General features: G+C 36.3%; 20 protein-coding genes. 13 read left to right on the top strand and 7 right to left on the bottom strand.

Annotated elements, in window-relative coordinates; genetic code table 11:
* Window positions 1-3: 3 nt before the first annotated feature.
* The gene (locus ACR2MV_RS04325) at window positions 4-720 is read left to right on the top strand and encodes a tRNA1(Val) (adenine(37)-N6)-methyltransferase (protein WP_434020673.1); all 717 of its coding nucleotides are present in this window, start codon (window positions 4-6) and stop codon (window positions 718-720) included.
* On the opposite strand, the gene ACR2MV_RS04320 is transcribed toward ACR2MV_RS04325, so the two are convergent.
* Window positions 695-1,579, bottom strand: coding sequence for a bile acid:sodium symporter family protein (locus ACR2MV_RS04320; protein ID WP_434020672.1), 885 nt, complete (start codon window positions 1,577-1,579; stop codon window positions 695-697). The genes ACR2MV_RS04325 and ACR2MV_RS04320 overlap by 26 nt on opposite strands.
* 79 nt (window positions 1,580-1,658) lie before the next feature.
* On the bottom strand, window positions 1,659-3,029 hold the full coding sequence (locus ACR2MV_RS04315; protein ID WP_434020671.1) for a saccharopine dehydrogenase family protein: 1,371 nt from the start codon (window positions 3,027-3,029) through the stop codon (window positions 1,659-1,661).
* Between the two features lie 168 nt (window positions 3,030-3,197).
* Between ACR2MV_RS04315 and ACR2MV_RS04310 the strand changes: the two genes are divergently transcribed.
* Together ACR2MV_RS04310 and pckA are read left to right on the top strand one after the other, a co-directional pair.
* On the top strand, window positions 3,198-3,581 hold the full coding sequence (locus ACR2MV_RS04310) for a DUF423 domain-containing protein (protein ID WP_434020670.1): 384 nt from the start codon (window positions 3,198-3,200) through the stop codon (window positions 3,579-3,581).
* A gap of 303 nt (window positions 3,582-3,884) precedes the next feature.
* The gene (gene pckA, locus ACR2MV_RS04305; RefSeq protein WP_434020669.1) at window positions 3,885-5,510 is read left to right on the top strand and encodes a phosphoenolpyruvate carboxykinase (ATP); all 1,626 of its coding nucleotides are present in this window, start codon (window positions 3,885-3,887) and stop codon (window positions 5,508-5,510) included.
* 58 nt (window positions 5,511-5,568) lie between these two features.
* Here the strand turns inward: pckA and dinB are convergent, their stop codons facing one another.
* Complete coding sequence (dinB, locus tag ACR2MV_RS04300; protein ID WP_434020668.1) at window positions 5,569-6,657, bottom strand: DNA polymerase IV; 1,089 nt, start codon at window positions 6,655-6,657, stop codon at window positions 5,569-5,571.
* Between the two features lie 91 nt (window positions 6,658-6,748).
* On the opposite strand from dinB, the gene rlmD reads away from it, so the two are divergent.
* From rlmD to ACR2MV_RS04260, 8 genes are all read left to right on the top strand, one after another.
* A complete protein-coding gene (gene rlmD / locus ACR2MV_RS04295) occupies window positions 6,749-8,161 on the top strand; it encodes a 23S rRNA (uracil(1939)-C(5))-methyltransferase RlmD (RefSeq protein ID WP_434020667.1) in 1,413 nt (470 codons plus the stop codon).
* Window positions 8,162-8,163: 2 nt separating this feature from the next.
* Entirely contained in the window at window positions 8,164-8,670 is a 507-nt protein-coding gene (locus ACR2MV_RS04290; RefSeq protein WP_434020666.1) for a DUF6452 family protein, read from the top strand.
* Entirely contained in the window at window positions 8,651-9,337 is a 687-nt protein-coding gene (locus tag ACR2MV_RS04285) for a DUF6048 family protein (protein ID WP_434020665.1), read from the top strand. Before ACR2MV_RS04290 ends, ACR2MV_RS04285 begins: the two co-directional genes overlap by 20 nt.
* Window positions 9,338-9,346: 9 nt before the next feature.
* Window positions 9,347-9,517, top strand: coding sequence for a hypothetical protein (locus tag ACR2MV_RS04280; RefSeq protein ID WP_434020664.1), 171 nt, complete (start codon window positions 9,347-9,349; stop codon window positions 9,515-9,517).
* 156 nt (window positions 9,518-9,673) lie between these two features.
* Window positions 9,674-10,030: a translation initiation factor gene (locus ACR2MV_RS04275; RefSeq protein ID WP_434020663.1), complete on the top strand. Its 357-nt coding sequence runs from the start codon at window positions 9,674-9,676 to the stop codon at window positions 10,028-10,030.
* 37 nt (window positions 10,031-10,067) lie between these two features.
* The gene (locus ACR2MV_RS04270; RefSeq protein ID WP_434020662.1) at window positions 10,068-10,940 is read left to right on the top strand and encodes a nucleoside phosphorylase; all 873 of its coding nucleotides are present in this window, start codon (window positions 10,068-10,070) and stop codon (window positions 10,938-10,940) included.
* Between the two features lie 86 nt (window positions 10,941-11,026).
* A complete protein-coding gene (locus ACR2MV_RS04265) occupies window positions 11,027-11,206 on the top strand; it encodes a hypothetical protein (protein WP_434020661.1) in 180 nt (59 codons plus the stop codon).
* Window positions 11,207-11,333: 127 nt separating this feature from the next.
* Window positions 11,334-12,935, top strand: a complete 1,602-nt coding sequence (locus ACR2MV_RS04260) for a CTP synthase (protein ID WP_434020660.1) — start codon at window positions 11,334-11,336, stop codon at window positions 12,933-12,935.
* A gap of 35 nt (window positions 12,936-12,970) precedes the next feature.
* Here the strand turns inward: ACR2MV_RS04260 and ACR2MV_RS04255 are convergent, their stop codons facing one another.
* From ACR2MV_RS04255 to xrtF, 3 genes are all read right to left on the bottom strand, one after another.
* Complete coding sequence (locus ACR2MV_RS04255) at window positions 12,971-13,291, bottom strand: heavy metal-binding domain-containing protein (protein ID WP_434020659.1); 321 nt, start codon at window positions 13,289-13,291, stop codon at window positions 12,971-12,973.
* A 296-nt stretch (window positions 13,292-13,587) separates the two neighbouring features.
* A complete protein-coding gene (locus tag ACR2MV_RS04250; RefSeq protein ID WP_434020658.1) occupies window positions 13,588-14,028 on the bottom strand; it encodes an exosortase F system-associated membrane protein in 441 nt (146 codons plus the stop codon).
* Window positions 14,021-14,569 (bottom strand): exosortase family protein XrtF, encoded by a 549-nt coding sequence (gene xrtF, locus ACR2MV_RS04245; RefSeq protein ID WP_434020657.1) that lies wholly within the window; start codon window positions 14,567-14,569, stop codon window positions 14,021-14,023. Before xrtF ends, ACR2MV_RS04250 begins: the two co-directional genes overlap by 8 nt.
* Before the next feature lie 48 nt (window positions 14,570-14,617).
* Between xrtF and ACR2MV_RS04240 the strand changes: the two genes are divergently transcribed.
* Entirely contained in the window at window positions 14,618-15,091 is a 474-nt protein-coding gene (locus tag ACR2MV_RS04240; RefSeq protein ID WP_434020656.1) for a GAF domain-containing protein, read from the top strand.
* Here the strand turns inward: ACR2MV_RS04240 and ACR2MV_RS04235 are convergent.
* Window positions 15,072-16,274, bottom strand: coding sequence for an MFS transporter (locus tag ACR2MV_RS04235; RefSeq protein ID WP_434020655.1), 1,203 nt, complete (start codon window positions 16,272-16,274; stop codon window positions 15,072-15,074). The genes ACR2MV_RS04240 and ACR2MV_RS04235 overlap by 20 nt on opposite strands.
* A gap of 241 nt (window positions 16,275-16,515) precedes the next feature.
* Here ACR2MV_RS04235 and purH point away from each other — a divergent pair, with 241 nt between their 5' ends.
* Window positions 16,516-18,048, top strand: coding sequence for a bifunctional phosphoribosylaminoimidazolecarboxamide formyltransferase/IMP cyclohydrolase (purH, locus tag ACR2MV_RS04230; RefSeq protein WP_434020654.1), 1,533 nt, complete (start codon window positions 16,516-16,518; stop codon window positions 18,046-18,048).
* The last annotated feature ends 203 nt before the right edge of the window (window positions 18,049-18,251 follow it).

The following is an 18,251-nucleotide window of genomic DNA, read 5'->3' as shown; positions in this document are numbered from 1 at the left end:
AAGATGCCAAGTTCAACATTTACATTCAAAGAATTTAAAATTGAGCAAGATCGTTGTGGCATGAAGGTCGGTACTGATGGCGTTTTACTTGGCGCATGGACACCCATAGAAAACAATGTCAATTCTATATTGGACATTGGAACTGGAACAGGCCTCATCGCTCTTCAGCTCGCACAACGAAGTGAAGTTGAAATCATTGACGCCATTGAAATAGAACCGAATGCATTTGAACAGGCTGTCGAAAATTTTGAAAACAGCGACTGGGCCGACCGACTCTTTTGCTACCATGCTTCTTTACAGGAATTTGCTGAAGAAATGGATGAAAAATATGACTTGATCGTTAGCAACCCTCCATTTTACAACGATACTTTCAAAAAACTGGATGAGAAAAGAGCCATGGCACGCCATACCCAGGAATTGAATTTTGAAGATCTTTTATCAGGTATAAAGGAACTATTATCCGATAAGGGAACGGCTGCCGTGATCATTCCTTTTAAAGAAGAGGCTCAATTTCTTGGAACAGCGAAAAAACGGGACTTATTCCCTGCCAAGATTAGCAGGTACAGCGGTCATGAGGATACCGAGTTAAAAAGGAGCCTTATTCAATTGTCTCATAGCCAAATTACCCCAAAGGAAGATTCTTTCTTTTTGGAACACAGCCGTCATGTATATGCTGAACATTATAAAAATCTTGTCAAAGATTTTTATCTGAAGTTATGATTTCTGATTCTTTGGCACGTTTTCTAAAAGCAATGATGACCGCTGCCGTAAAGAACATCAACAAGCCATAGGTCAGAGGAACGATCGTGTATTCAGGCTTTTGAAGAATCAAGGTGGCAATTGTAATAGCCAGCGTTCCATTTTGTATTCCCGATTCGATCGAAATAGTAACCGCTTGATTTCTTGGCAACCTGAAGATAATTGCCAGTAGATATCCAGCCAGCATGGTAGAAATATTCAGCAAAATAGACGGCCAGCCAGCTTGAGAAAAATAGGCTACAAATTCATTTCTATTGCTGTAAGTAACCCCAACCACCACAAGGATAAACAGCACCATCGAGGCTTTTTTTACCGGCTTTTCAACCTTAAAGGCAAATTCTGGATACTTTCTATTGATAAACATCCCAATTAAAACCGGAATAATGATAATCACAAACAACTGTTTCAAAGTTGCCATAAAATCTAATTTCATCGCTTGTGATTCATCTAAAAAAACATCAAATCCGATATTCATAATAAATGGAATTGTCAAAAAGGAAAGCAGACTTGCAATAGCTGTGAGTGATACCGATAAAGCCAGATCTCCTTTTGCCAGATAACTGATCATATTTGATGTAGCTCCTCCGGGACATGAGGCAATAAGCATGATCCCAATAGCGATTACAGATGACAAATCGAAAAAATAAGCGATACAAAACCCAATTATTGGTAACAAGAGCAACTGGCTGCATAGTCCAATAATAATGGCCTTAGGATACTGTACGACTCTTTTAAAATCAAAAATTGTCAAAGACAAACCCATTCCGGTCATGATGATAAATAAAGAAATCGCCAGAATGATTCCAGTGATAGAATTCATAGCAAAATAGTTAGGTTATTGATTAGAAATTCAAGTTACAACTTTTCTGCAAACCGAAATCTCCAATAAAAGAAGGCTATTAAGCTCCTAAATTATGCGGATTATAACCCAAATAATCAACCTCTTTCTCATTGAAATGTAGCTTGTAATTTTCTAATTCCTTTAAAATTGGTTCGTATACTTCTTTGCTGATTGGAAGTTGAACTCCAGGACTTTTTATGTCACCATTCAAAATACTTAAAGAAGCAATCGCAACAGGTAAGCCTACCGTTTTCGCCATGGCAGTATAGGTTTGATCTTCTCCTAACACAACCATATTCGATTCGATCTGCCTTTTTCTGCCATCCAGTTCAAATCCAAATTTATGATACATCACGATCATATCCTTATCTTCCTTCTGCAAGGTCCATTTATCCATTAGAATTTTTTGAAGGATCTGAGCTGGTGTAGCATCTCTAAGTCCGACAATTTTTTCTGAATTGAATATATCCAATTCGAGCAATTTATCCCAAATAACATCATCCTGATCTATTTTAAGATAATGACGAAGTTTCAATTCCACTGAATCATGAGGTTTATAGGGCAGGAATGAATTGGTAAAATCTCTGTAACTCATAGATTCCGATCCTTCCATGGTATAACTGTCATCGGTCATTCCCAACTGCACAAAAATATTCCATGCCCTGGAAAAACCAACCCTTCGAATAGTTCCTCTGTATAAGGTAAGGACATCCTGAAGGCCGTACACTTCTTTATAATTCAGGGAATCTCTGTTGGCCAATGCTTCAAATTTCCCATAGCCTTCAATGGATAAAAATTCAGTCCTTCTAAACAATTTATGGTAGGGAATATATTTGTACTTGCCTTCCTGAATAAATTTAGCGACACCTCCTTGCCCCGCAACAACGACATTCCTGGGGTTCCAGGTGAATTTATAATTCCACAGGTTATTATCGCTTTCAGGCGCTACTAAACCACCTGTAAAGGATTCAAAAAGCAACATCTTTCCTCCATTATCTTTAATCCGATCAATGACCTGCATGGCGCTCATATGATCAATTCCAGGATCAAGACCAATTTCATTCATAAAGACAAGTCCTTTCTCCTTCACCTCGGCATCCATAGCCATCAGATCCTTGGAAATATAAGAAGCCGTCACCAAATGCTTAGACAGTTCCAGACAATCCTTGGCGATTTCCAGATGAAACCTCGCTGGAAGCATTGAAATAACAATAGCTGCATCCTTCACCAACGCTTTTCTCTTTTCAACATCAAAAATATCAAGTTCAACGATGCTGGCATTCTCATGTCCCTGGGTTAATTTTTTCGCATTTTCAATGGAAATGTCTGCAATAATAATCTTTAAATTTTCCGAAAAAGATTTTTCCAAAAGATACCTTACAAGGGCTGAAGAAGACCTCCCGGCTCCAACAATTAAAATTCGTCTCATATGCGATGTCTAGTTTATTCAAATGTAATTAAAATTGGGAATACGCCTTCTTTCCCAGTGCCTATTTTTTTCGAATAATTATTTCTTATTCACCTCAATTAAAACCTTCCGATTTGCCGCAAAAATGTGGTTTATTCGTTAAATTTGCCCTATCCATAAAATAGTTACATGAATACTAAAATTTCGGGTACAGCAGCCTTCTTAGGACTTATAACAGTTATTATAGGGGCTTTCGGAGCGCATTCCCTCAAAGAAAAATTGGATCCAGAAGCGCTTCAAAGTTTTGAAACCGGTGTTAGATATATGATGTATCACGTTTTAGCATTGCTTTTAATTGCCAATGCCAATGGCTTATCTGAAAAAACCAAGCTGATTGTTTCCGGATTCTTTTTTTTAGGGATTCTCTTTTTCTCAGGTTCCATTTTTATCATAACCACCAGTGTGGTTGAAGCAAGACAAATATGGTTCATTACCCCTCTTGGAGGCTTATTCTTTATTCTGGGATGGTTAATAACTGGTCTTTCTTTTTTCAGATCCACTTCTAAAAATTAAACAGATCTCTGTATTTAACCGATTATCTTCATAAGTTTTTTTCAATAGACATGGATTATTCATCAATTTAAGAAAAGAACTGAATCACTCACAATTTAGCCTTTCTATTAATAATTAATAGTAATTAGGTTTTGTTCCTCACTTAATTCTCATTAATTTTAAGAGATCAAATTTTCGCCATCACAACGAAAACGTTATCGTAAATAAGCATGTGAACCATGACAAAAATCATAAAAGCGAAGTAACGTTAATCCGTAAATTTGTTGAAGAAATCAAAAACAATTAACACTTAAATTTTGACTTATGGAAGTTCTAACAAAATCAGTAATTAGCTCACTTGAAGATTTAGGAATAAAGAATCCTAAAGAAATTATTTACAATCCATCATACGATGAATTATATAAGTATGAAATGTCACCTTCTTTAGAAGGATATGAAAAAGCTTACGATACCGAATTAGGTGCTGTAAACGTAATGACAGGTAAATTTACAGGTCGTTCTCCAAAAGATAAGTTTATTGTTAAGGATGATGCAACAAAAGATACATTGTGGTGGACTTCTGAACAAGCACCAAATGACAACAAACCAACAACTCAAGCCGTTTGGGATGAATTGAAAGAATTAGTTCTTGATGAATTATCCGGTAAAAAATTATATGTAGTTGATGCTTTTTGCGGTGCCAATGAAGACACTAGATTAAAAATTAGATTTATTGTAGAAGTTCCTTGGCAGGCTCATTTTGTTACAAACATGTTTATCAGACCTACTTCTGAAGAATTAGAAACTTTTGGAGATCCAGATTTCGTAGTGATGAATGGTTCTGAAACTCAAAATGACAATTGGAAAAAACATGGTTTAAATTCTGAAGTGTTTACGATGTTTAATCTTACCGAGCAAATGCAAATAATCGGTGGAACCTGGTATGGTGGTGAAATGAAAAAAGGAATGTTCGCAATGATGAACTATTTCTTACCTCAAAGAGGAATTTCTTCTATGCACTGTTCTGCTAATGTTGGTAAAGACGGTAAAACTGCTATTTTCTTCGGATTATCAGGAACTGGTAAAACAACCCTTTCTACAGATCCAAACAGAGCCTTAATCGGTGATGATGAACACGGTTGGGACGATGAAGGTGTCTTTAACTTTGAAGGTGGATGTTATGCCAAAACTATTGACTTATGTCATGAAGCTGAACCAGACATCTATGATGCCATTAAAAGAGATGCTTTACTTGAAAATGTTACTGTTGACGAAAGTGGAAAGATTGATTTTACTGATGGATCAGTAACTCAAAACACAAGAGTTTCTTACCCTATTTATCATATTGACAATATTGTAAAACCAGTTTCTAAAGCGGGTCACGCAAATAAAGTTATATTCTTAACAGCAGATGCTTTTGGAGTAATGCCTCCAGTATCCAAGTTGACTCCAGAGCAAACTAAATATCACTTCCTATCAGGATTTACAGCTAAATTAGCTGGTACTGAAAGAGGTGTTACAGAACCGACTCCTACGTTTTCAGCTTGTTTTGGTGAAGCCTTCTTAACCTTACACCCAACAAAATATGGTGAAGAACTAGTGAAAAAAATGGAAGAACATGGCGCTGAAGCTTATTTGGTAAATACTGGTTGGAATGGTACAGGAAAAAGAATTTCTATCCAGGATACAAGAGGAATTATCGATAGAATTTTAGACGGTTCTGTTGACAGAGCTGAAACTAAAATAATCCCTGTATTTAATTTAGAAGTTCCTACTTCTTTAGAAGATGTACACGATGAAATTTTAGATCCTAGAGATACGTACGAAGATGCAGCAGAATGGGATAAAAAAGCTAAAAAATTAGCTGGTTTATTCGCAAAAAACTTCGAAAAATACACAGATAATGAAGAAGGAAAAGCACTCGTTGCTGCCGGACCACAATTAGATTAGAACATTGTAATCAAATTAAAGTGTGTATCGATTTTTTTCGATGCACACTTTTTTTTGCTTAAAACTCAAATTTAAGCTGAACATCGATCACTTTTTCATTTTTATGATCCGTATTGTTCAGATTTGATACTGATATCCCCAGTAATCTTACAGAATCCTTGAGAGCATCCTGGTACAATAATTCTCTCACTGTTTGCAGAAGAATGTCTTTATCCTTAATAAAATAGGCCAAGGTTTTACTTCTCGTCTGCAGCGTAAAATCACTATACTTTATCTTTAATGTAATTGTTTTTCCGGCGACTTTGGATTTTTTTAGCCTGTTTTCCAATTCTGTTGCGATGGTTTCCAATCGCTCCATCATATAAATCTCAGAGGTCAAATTTTTCACAAATGTATGTTCGGCAGCCACTGATTTTTGAATTCTGTTGGGTTTTACATCGCTGTGGTGATTTCCACGTACCACATGATAATAATGTTCTCCAGAAGATTTAAAATGATTCTTTAGAAATTCCAGACTTTTAGATTTTAGATCTTTGCCTGTAAAAATCCCTAGCAAGTACATCTTACCTGCGGTTACCTTTCCAATGCCGAAAAACTTTTCTATTGGTAATTCTTCTAAAAAAGCTTCCACTTCCTCAGGGGCTATGGTCTTTTGACCATTGGGTTTATTAACATCTGATGCAATTTTTGCGACAAACTTGCTATTCGATATTCCTGCAGATGCAGCTAAGCCAACCTTTTCAAAAATTTTCCTGCGAATAGCTGTGGCGATGATAGAAGCTGAAGGAATGTTCGCTTTGTTCTGAGTCACATCTAAATATGCCTCATCCAACGACAGAGGCTCCACCAAATCGGTATACTCGTGAAATATTTCCCTGATCTGACCGGAGATCTCTTTATAACGAGAAAATCGTGGCTTTACAAAGATCAAATCAGGACAGTTGCGTTTTGCCTGTGCGCCGCTCATAGCAGACCGAACCCCAAATTTACGCGCTTCATAACTTGCCGCAGCCACCACGCCTCTCTCACCTCCTCCTCCAACTGCTAAAGGTTTCCCTCTGAGCTCTGGATTATCCATCTGTTCCACAGAGGCATAAAACGCATCCATATCAACATGAATTATCTTTCTATGTGGCTTTAAATCCATTCGGTTAAAACTACAAAATAATGCCAAATCTAAGCCGTATTCATCTTAAAAACCCACTAGAAAAATCATAAAAATGACTTACTTTTGCAGCATGTCAAGAAAAAAGAAATTTCATTTATTTGAGAACATAGAGGTCATTGATACTGCAGCAAAAGGGAAAACCGTTGCTAAATCTCCTGACGGAAGAGTGGTTTTTTTAAGCAATGCGGTTCCCGGAGATATTGTTGATATCAGAACGGGTAGAAAAAGAAAATCTTACTTTGAAGGAAAGGCAGTGAAGTTTCATCATTTGTCTGACAAAAGAGTTGACCCGGTCTGCGAACATTTTGGCACCTGTGGAGGATGCAAGTGGCAGCATATGAATTATCAGGACCAGTTAATGTATAAACAAAAAGAGGTCACCAATAACCTCATTAGAATAGGTCATTTAGAACTTCCGGAGGTAACTCCGATTGCCGGGAGTGAAAAAACTTATTTCTACAGAAACAAAATGGAATTTTCCTTTTCCGATTCGCGATGGTTGACAGAGGAAGAATTGAAAAGCGATGTTGAATTTGATGACAAAAATGCCTGTGGATTCCATATCCCGGGAATGTGGGATAAAATTCTCGATATTAAAAAGTGTCATCTTCAGGAAGAGCCCAGTAATGCCATTCGAAATTCAGTGAGGGATTTCGCCATAGAAAACAACATTTCTTTTTTCAATCCAAGGCAGCAAAGCGGGATGCTTAGAACCATGATGATCCGAATAAGTTCCAATGGAGAGATCATGCTGGTCATCCAATTTTTTCACGAAGATGTAGAAAAACGCGAATTACTATTAAATTTTATCAAAAAGACTTTTCCGGAAATAACATCTCTACAATATATTATCAATCAAAAAGGAAACGATTCCATCTATGATCAAGACGTTATACTGTTTAGTGGTCGAGATCATATTTTTGAAGAAATGGAAGGCTTGAAGTTTAAAATTAACGCCAAGTCATTTTACCAGACAAATTCTTCACAAGCCTATGAATTGTATAAAATTGGGAGAGATTTTGCCAATTTAAAAGGAGATGAAATAGTGTACGACTTGTATACCGGTACAGGGACCATTGCGCAATTTGTGGCTTCAAAAGCTAAAAAAGTAGTCGGAATTGAGGCCGTTCCCGAAGCAATTGCAGATGCCAAAGAAAATGCCCGAGAAAATAAAATTGACAATACGGTTTTCCATGTCGGCGATATGGCAAAAGTTTTTACTGAAGATTTTATTCAAACCAACGGTACTCCTGATCTTATCATAACAGATCCCCCAAGAGATGGCATGCATCAAAAAGTAGTTGCCCAGATTTTAAATATCTTACCCGAAAAAGTTGTTTATATTAGCTGTAATTCTGCGACGCAGGCCAGAGATTTATCACTTATGAAGGAGCTATATACCATTGAGAAAACACAGGCTGTAGATATGTTCCCTCAGACGCATCATGTGGAAAATGTCGTATTGTTAAAACGGAAAAATTAAGGATGAGAAAAATTTACAGCAGTCTTTTTATGCTTATACTTTTAGTCATCATTCCGGGCTGTGAACGCGATGAGATCTGTCTAGAAGATATTACACCAAAACTAATCGTACGTTTTTACAATAATGATATACCAAGTGAAGTAAAATCTGTGATTAACCTAAAGGTTGAAATTGAAGGTATTGATGGAGAATACACCAATGAATCAATTAGTTTACTTACTGATTCTATTGCAATACCCTTAGTGGTTACAGAAAATCAAACAAAATTTATTCTCACCTTGCAAGGTGACACCTCGGCGGGAACAGAAGATAATATAGATACCCTTTTTGTATCCTATGATCAACAGGACCTCTTTGTTTCCCGTTCTTGTGGTTACAAGACTGTTTTCAATAATGCCAACCCTGTTATTAATAATGATAATGACAATTGGATGAAAGAATTGGAGATCACCAAGGACCCTCTAGAAATAATTGATGAAAATAAAGCGCATGTCAAGATATATCATTAGCCTTTTCGTTTTATTAGCATCCTCACCTCTTTGGGCTCAATTGGGTAAAGAGGCAAAAGATACTGTTACCTACAAGGACAGGTATGGTATCAGGGTGGGAATTGATGTGGTTCGGCCCGTGGTATCTGCTTTTAGTGATGATTCTAACGGTTTTGAAATTGTTGGTGATTACAGGGTATCAAAAAGATTCTATATCGCCACTGAGTTGGGGTATCGAGACCAAACTACTCAGGAAGATTTTTTTAACTTTTCTACCAAGGGGGAATATGTAAAACTGGGAGTCGATTACAATGCCTATAAGAATTGGATTGGCATGGAAAACATGATCGTGGTTGGACTGCGTTATGGATTTAGCACATTTAACCAGCAAGTGAATGATTACTTGGTAAATACAGATCCATTTGTACCCAATCGAATCGAATCGGACCTCGAAACCTTCGATGGCTTGTCTGCTCATTGGCTGGAATTTGTTATTGGACTTAAGGTAGAAGTTTTACACAATATATTCTTAGGAGTATCATTTAGAGGGAACACCATGTTAAGCTCTACACAACCAGACAATTTTAAAAATTTATATGTGCCCGGTTTTGAAAGAGTCTTTGTCAATAACAATGGTTTTAGTTTTAACTACACGGTGTCCTATTTAATTCCCTTGTATCGAAAATAAATTCAAGAGATGAACAAGAATATCATATCACTGTTTTCTTTTGGTCTGCTGCTGATTTTAATAGGTGCTGTTGGAACCTTTTTTGCCTGGGACCAGGCAATGATTTTTATAGGCCTGGGACTTACCTTTGAATCATTGGCCCTTTTATTCTTTGCCTGGAAAAGATTAAAAAATAAATGAATTATTCAAATCCCGCATCCATTGTAGTTGCCTCTGTTATGGTTACCGTGCTTTCATTAAAAGTAAAAGAAGACTGTTATTATTGTTTTCTTGGAATGTTTATTATCGGTCTTATTTTATTTATATTTGGTCTGTCAAAATATTGGAGACGACGTAATGGCTAAGAAAAAATTAAATAATTTATCTGACCTCGGTGGATTTGTTTTCTCAACAAATAAAGAAGAGGACTTTTCTTCTTTATCAGAAGAATCAACCGAAATACTGGACGCTAAAGATCAGCAATTGGAAGCTCATTTTTCAAATAAAGGTCGTGGAGGCAAAACTGTTACTGTTATTTCCGGTTTTATCGGGCCCTCATCAGACTTAAAGTCACTGGCCAAACTGTTAAAAACCAAATGTAGTGTTGGAGGTTCTGTAAAAGATGGTGAGATCATTATTCAAGGAAAACATCGGGATAAAATAATGACCATTCTACAAAAAGAAGGCTATCAAGTAAAAAGAGTTGGTGGGTAATTCCCAGACTCTATCACATTTAAAGATTATTTCATTTATGCGCACCATAGGTCCTTCTGAACTCATTCTTAACCCTGATGGCAGTATCTATCACATCAATTTAAAACCGGAACACATTGCCCCATTGGTTATTTTTGTAGGTGATCAGAACCGGGTAGAAAGGGTCGCCAGTCATTTTGATACGATTGAATTTACAACCCAGAAAAGAGAATTTAAAACTATTATAGGAACCCTTAATGGCAAAAGAATAACAGTTATTTCAACAGGAATTGGTCCCGATAATATCGATATTGTTTTAAATGAGATTGATGCATTGGTAAATATTGATTTAAAAACCAGAACCGTCAAAAAAGAAATGACAAGTCTTCAGATTGTACGAATGGGAACCTCTGGATCCTTACAGGCTGAAATTCCGGTTGATTCAATTGTTTTAGGTAAATATGGACTGGGGTTTGATGGAGTTCTTCACTTTTATGATCATCAGGGCATCTTAGAAAACGACATAGAAAATGCGTTTATCAAGCATTGCAACTATTCCGATAAAAAAGCAAGGCCTTACATCGTTCAAAATAGTGAGGTTTTGGAAAACAAACTGATTTCGGATTCAGTATTTTCAGGAATAACAGCTACCTCAGGTGGTTTTTACGGACCTCAGGGAAGAATATTACGCCTTTCTTTAAGTGATGATCATTTAAATAAGAAGATCGAATCCTTTCAATACAATGAGGTCAGAATTACGAATTTTGAGATGGAAACTTCAGTTATTTACGGATTATCTAAATTACTGGGACACAAGGCTATATCAATGAATGCTATCATCGCAAACCGAGTAAATTTAACTTTCAGTAAAGATCCTTATGCCGCCGTCGACAACATGATCAAATACACTCTCGATCGCTTGACTTCATAATTCTTTTGACCCATTTATACTAAACAATTTTTTTATACGTTATAATAGCAATCTCCCTTGATTATTATTAATGAAAAATTAAACCTATGAAAAAGTTAGCCTATTTATTAGTTTTTATTTTCGCAACAGCAAGTTTAGCTTCCTGTGGTGGATCAAGTGCGAGTTGTGTTGAATCAGACAAGTACATTATTAAAAATATGAAATTTGAGAATCAGGAAATGGTTCTTTCCAAAAAATTCAAAAGCAGTGATGAGATCATCAACTAATTTTGAGATGTATAAAATGAAGAAAACCGTCAGTTGAAACTGACGGTTTTTTTTTGCGCAAAAAATAAAAAAAGAAATCTCTTGCCACAATTGATAGACTTTGTAATTTTGCACAAACCTAAACACAATGCCAAATACCAAGTATATTTTTGTTACAGGGGGTGTGAGTTCATCTCTTGGAAAAGGAATTATTGCTGCCTCTTTAGCAAAACTATTACAATCAAGCGGTTTTTCTGTTACCATTCAGAAACTGGATCCATATTTAAATGTAGACCCCGGAACCTTAAATCCTTATGAACATGGGGAGTGTTTTGTGACCAATGATGGTGCAGAAACAGATCTTGACCTTGGTCATTATGAACGGTTTCTTAATATCCCTACTTCACAGGCCAACAATGTTACTACCGGACGCATTTATCAAACGGTGATTAATAAGGAACGAAAAGGCGATTATTTAGGGAAGACGGTGCAGATTATTCCTCATATTACGAATGAAATCAAACGAAGAATAAAAATCCTGGGGCAAACAGGTGAGTACGATATCGTGATCACAGAAATTGGCGGTACGGTTGGCGACATTGAATCATTACCCTATATTGAAGCTGTTCGCCAATTGAAATGGGACCTTGGTCAGGAAAATGCCATTGTCATTCACTTAACGCTCATCCCTTATCTAGCAGCTGCCAAAGAGCTTAAAACCAAACCCACACAACATTCTGTGAAAGAACTGATGCAGAGTGGAATCAGTCCTGATATTTTGGTATGTCGTACTGAACATCATATTGGAGATGATATTAAAAGAAAACTTGCTTTATTTTGCAATGTTGATAAGAATGCAATTATTGAATCCATAGACGCTAAAACCATCTATGACGTTCCTAATCTGATGCTTGGAGAAGGATTAGATAAAGTAGTTCTCAATAAACTTGGACTAAAAGCGACAAAGAAACCTGTTCTTACCCGATGGAACCAATTTCTCGATCATTATAAAAATCCGGAAGGAACCTTGGACATTGGATTGGTTGGAAAATACATTGAATTACAGGATGCCTATAAGTCTATTCTTGAGGCATTAGATCATGCCGGTGCCCATAATAAACTGAAAGTCAATATACACCCGATTCATTCTGAAGATTTGAATGAGAATAATGCTGATGAGAAATTAAAAGGTCTCAAAGGTTTGGTGGTTGCTCCGGGATTTGGAGATCGAGGAATCGAAGGGAAAATTGCTGCTGTAAGATATGTCAGAGAGAACAACATACCTTTTCTTGGAATTTGCCTTGGCATGCAAATGGCAGTGATCGAATATGCGCGTAATGTGTTAAATCTAAAAGAGGCCAACTCCACAGAAATGAGTATTAACACAGCCCATCCTGTCATTGACATCATGGAAGATCAAAAGATGGTTACTGAGAAAGGAGGTACTATGAGATTGGGTGCCTGGGATTGTAAATTGGTCAAAGACTCTAAAGCTTATGACATATACAAGGAGGATCTAATAAGTGAAAGACACAGACATCGTTACGAATTTAATAACGACTATTTGGAAAAATTGACCGCTGCCGGCTTAAAGCCAACCGGTTACAATCCAAAAACCGGTTTGGTTGAAATTGTAGAGATCCCGGAACACAAATGGTTTGTGGGAGTGCAATACCATCCGGAATACAAAAGTACGGTACTAAATCCGCATCCATTATTTGTTGATTTTGTGTCTGCATGTAAAGAATAAAAAAAACGACCCTGAGGGTCGTTTTTTTTATGCAATTAATGAGAAGTACTTTCTTCTTTTGTTGCTGAATTTTCAGCGACTTCAATTTCTTTCAATTCCATCTTGCATTTAGGGCAGTCCCCATTTTCTTTATAGGTTTTATCTCCTTCACATTTCATCGGACATTGATAGGCAGACATCGCCATTTCATAACCATAATCCTTCGGCTCTTCTTCTTGATCCCCAATCGGATCAGATGAATCTTGTTGTTCAATCTCTTTTTTATCCATATCAGTTTCTTTTTTGGGCGTATCACAAGAAACTATGAACAAAAAGGAAACAAAAAGGAAACCGAATAATTTAAGTGCTGCATTCATTGAAATTCATTTTAAAATAAAAAACAAAGATACGTTAAAAGAAATCCACCTAAAGACAAGACAGGATTATTTAAAAAAACCAGTGCATGGTCTCATAAAATTCCATTCTAAAAAAAGAATTCTCTATTTTTAGAATTCACGCGTATCAAGTCAAAAAAGGGACTCTTAACCGAACGCATTTATCGCCGTAGTAAGCATTATCGCCAGTGCTATAATGAGGGCCATTATTTTATCTAACATCTGTAACATAGTACCAAATGTAGGACATTTCGTGTTGTAAGAATTTTAAATAATTGTTAAATTATTTCTTTTGAAGTTAACTGATTATAATAGAACGCCGGCAACAATAACAACACAAAAAGAGGATGGATTAAAAACCTTCTTATATAAATAGCAAATAAATATCCATCGGCCAGTTCTCCCTTTAAAATAACAAAAAAGGTGATGGATAATAAGACAAAGGCAATGAGGTAAAACTTCAAAGAAAATAGTACAAAATTCTTATTCTGGAAGGCGACATAAATAATCAATAATGATATCAGCGTATTTAAACCATATCTAAAAATCAGTGATATCAACAGTTTGGAACCACTAAAAACAGGGATAGGCTCATACAGATAATCATTCTTAAAATAATTTATAAAAGGATCGTAAAATAATACTTGTTCAAAACCTCTCACCAGCACCAATAAAAAGAATAAAAACAAAATAATGATGACACGATATTTCTTATCCATTTTTACTTTTATTCAAGTTAGAAAAAAACTTCACCCAAGTGACCCACAGAACAAATGTTAATCCATAAATGATGGATGGAAACAACAAGTCATGAAGGATGGTTTGATACTCAGGATATTTATAATACAAAATACTTAAGGCAATGATTCTAAGTATATTGACTATATAAATCAGAACACTTCCAAAAAGACCGAATAACAAGGTATTTATAAAATTCCCTGAAAAGGCAATTATAAAAGAAAGAAACAGAATAATGATGCTCACAGAGTTACAACCTTCTATAATGCGAGAGACATAGTTTCCATTGAGAATAAATTTTATGGATAACTCTTCTGTATGCTGTTCAATTTCTGCTTCGTACCCCAACATTCTAGCCGTGTTTCGCACATGATATGCAATTGAGGTAGTAACAGGAGAACAAACAAAAACATCTGTTCTTTGCTGGGTTTTGTTTAAGTAAAATGAATATGCTCCAAAAAGAATAAAATAGGTAGCAAAGAATTTTATTAAAAAAACAATTATGGCTTTATTTTTTTGCAAAGATTAAATATTTTTACGTCTCAAATTTATAGGAAAGATTTAGATAAAATGAATTTCAAAAGCAAAATTTCTCAAATAATTGAAAATGATCTACAAACGGATGCTAAACTGCAGCAAATATGTGATGTTCTAAAAAATAATTATCCTCATTTTCATTGGGTCGGTTTCTATTTTATCAATGGAACTAAACAAGAATTAAAATTAGCCCAATTCGCAGGGACACCTACAGAACACACAATTATTCCTTTTGGAAAAGGAATTTGTGGTCAGGTGGCTGTAAGCAACAAAAATTTTATCGTTCAAGATGTGTCGGAACAAGACAATTATATTTCTTGTGGAATTGATGTCAAGTCTGAAATTGTCATTCCTATCTTTCAAAAAGACAAAAATATTGGCCAGATAGATATTGACTCACATGACAAATCACCATTTACAAAAGAAGATGAAGAATTGCTCGAATATATCTGTGAAAAAGTAGCTACATTAAATCTCGATGGAATAATTAACCAGCCTCCATTCTAAATCTTATTATCAGTGACGATATAAGTGTAATCACTGCTATAACAGCAATGGAATAAGTGATCCCAAACATATCCGCCACTACTCCCGTTAGAACAGCACCAATTGCATAGCCCAGATCTCGCCACAATCTGAATACCCCGATGCTTTCCGCTCTTTGAACCGGGCTTGTATAGGAAGCGATTCCTGCCAAAAAAGTAGGATATACCAAGGCGGTACCTATCCCCAGAACAATTGATAGGAGAACAAAAGGCAAAAATGTTGTTGTAAAGGCCATAAAACCCAGGGCTATTCCCTGTAAAAGCATACCCCAAAACAAAAGAGTTCTTTTTGGAAGGATATCTGCGAGTCTCCCCGTAAAAAGCTGACCGACACCCCAGACCGCAGGATAAACTGACACAATCATTCCAATTTGTTCCAAATCAAACTGAAGACTGGCAAGAAGAATCGGAAACAAGCCCCATACCATACCGTCATTTAGATTATTTACCATTCCCGCCTGCGTAATTGAACCAAGGTTTTTATTGGCCCAGGTTGTTTCCCAAAAAACGCGATTCATCTGATCCGTTGAATCCTGCTCAGATTCCACAGCAACATGATGCCTTGTATCTTTTATAAAGAAAATGGAAAACAATAAGCCAAGAATTGAAAGAAGGATTCCTATATAAAATGGGTATGGACTCAAACCATAATTCGAGGCCACCCATCCTGTCAAAAACGCCACCGCTCCAACGGCCAAATACCCGGCAGATTCATTAAATCCCATAGCCAGGCCTCGATTCTTTTCTCCGACCAGATCAATTTTCATTACAACGGTGCTTGACCAGGTCAATCCCTGGTTAATTCCCAACAATAAATTGGCAAATATGACCCAAGACCAATTCGGTGCATAAATTAAAATCAAAGGAATAGGAAGGGCAATTATCCAGCCCAGGATGAGTAATTTTCTCCTACCTATCCGGTCCGAAAGCACTCCGGTAAAATAATTAGTGATTGCTTTGGAGACACCAAAAATAATAATGAAGGACAGAATCGCAGTATGCACCGTCAGATGAAACTTCTCTTCAGCCAGCTGTGGTAAGATCGTACGCTCCATCCCTACCATTCCTCCAACAAAAGTATTCACAATGACAAGCAAGACAAATTGCTTCCAATTACTTCTAAGACCTAAAACTACTTTCTTCAAAGTGTACTTATTTTTTACTTAATATTGAACTATGGCGTTGGCTAAGTCTTGTCAAATATAGGCTTTCTGAAAATCTTCTCTCCACCTGATTTCAATCGTCCGTTTTTATCTTTCTCAAATCCCCTGAAAAACAACTTCCTATTGTCACTATTTATTCTTAAAACTTACAGATTATCTTGTTCCAATTGATTGTTGATCAAGATTGTTTTCTTACTTTTGCGAAAAATCTTCAACAAGAATTATGAGCAAGAGTATAAAAGTAAAATCGGCGCTGATTTCCGTATTTCACAAAGACGGATTAGAACCTATAGTGAAAAAGTTAAACGATCTTGGAGTAACTATTTATTCTACAGGAGGAACCGAGAAATTTATCAAGGATTTAGGAATTGATGTTGTTCCTGTTGAGGAATTAACAAGCTATCCTTCTATACTGGGAGGAAGGGTTAAAACCTTGCATCCCAAAGTTTTTGGAGGTATTCTTGGGAGAAGAGAAAACCAGGGAGATTTATCTCAGTTAAGCGAGTATGCCATCCCGGAAATTGACATTGTTATTGTGGATCTATATCCTTTTGAAAAGACAGTGGCCAGTGATGCTTCAGAACAGGACATCATTGAAAAAATTGACATCGGAGGTATTTCACTTATTCGGGCAGCTGCAAAGAATTTCAAAGATGTAATTTGTGTTTCCAGCATGAAACAATACGATGAATTTCTTGATATCATATCTAAAAACGAAGGAACCATCGAAATAGAAGATCGTAAAAATTTCGCAGCCAAGGCCTTTAGTGTTTCCAGTCATTATGATACGGCTATCTTCAAATATTTAAATCAAGACGCCGGTGAAGTTGAGTTCAGAGCCAGTTTTGACCAGGTGAGCGAATTGAGATATGGTGAAAACCCACATCAAAAAGGATATTTCTTTGGGAATTTAGAGGCTTTATTCGACAAACTTCACGGAAAAGAATTGTCATATAACAATTTACTGGATGTAGATGCAGCTGTAAATTTAATGAACGAATTCAAAGGGGAAGCTCCTACTTTTGCAATTTTAAAGCATAACAACGCTTGTGGTTTGGCACAAAGAGATTCTATTTCACAGGCGTATATCGATGCGCTGGCAGGAGATCCTGTGTCCGCCTTTGGAGGAATTTTAATTGCTAATACTGAAATTGATGTGAAAACGGCAGAAGAAATTCACAAATTATTTTGTGAGGTGGTTATTGCCCCATCGTATCAAAAAGAAGCCCTGGAAATTTTAAAAGGTAAAAAGAATCGAATCATTCTAATTCAGAAAGACATAGCGTTGCCGACTTCTAACTATCGTACTGCTTTGAATGGCGTATTGAGTCAGGAAAAAGATGCCAGAACTGATCGTGAAACCGACTTAAATCAGGCAACAGAAAAAGCTCCTAAACAAGGAGAAATAGACGACCTTTTGTTTGCCTCAAAAATATGTAAGAACACAAAATCGAATACCATTGTTCTGGCAAAAAACAAACAATTATTGGCAAGTGGAACTGGTCAGACATCCAGAGTTGATGCTTTAAATCAAGCGATTATCAAAGCGAACCATTTTAATTTTGACCTGAACGGGTCTGTGATGGCCAGCGATGCATTTTTTCCTTTTCCTGATTGTGTTGAAATCGCAGACAAGGCAGGAATTAATTCAGTAATCCAACCTGGTGGCTCTATAAAAGACAAGTTATCAATTGATTACTGCAATGAAAACGACATGTCTATGGTCTTTACAGGCACACGACATTTCAAACACTAAACTACCTTCAAAAGCATCATTTTTTTGCTTAGAAGGCACCCTCAAAAATCGAACAATACCCCTTAAAAACCAAGCTTTAAAATAGTTCTAACTATTTTAAGGCTTAGGCTTTAAGAATTGGGTAAATTTATTACATTTGTGACATTCACATTACAAACAAGTTAACACGATATCATTTTATGGGGTTTTTTGACTTTATGACA

Source organism: Lutimonas sp. (genome assembly GCF_051011215.1).
Lineage (GTDB): Bacteria > Bacteroidota > Bacteroidia > Flavobacteriales > Flavobacteriaceae > Lutimonas.
The sequence above is the reverse complement of the archived record's forward strand: the minus strand, read 5'-3'. Positions and strand labels throughout refer to the sequence as shown.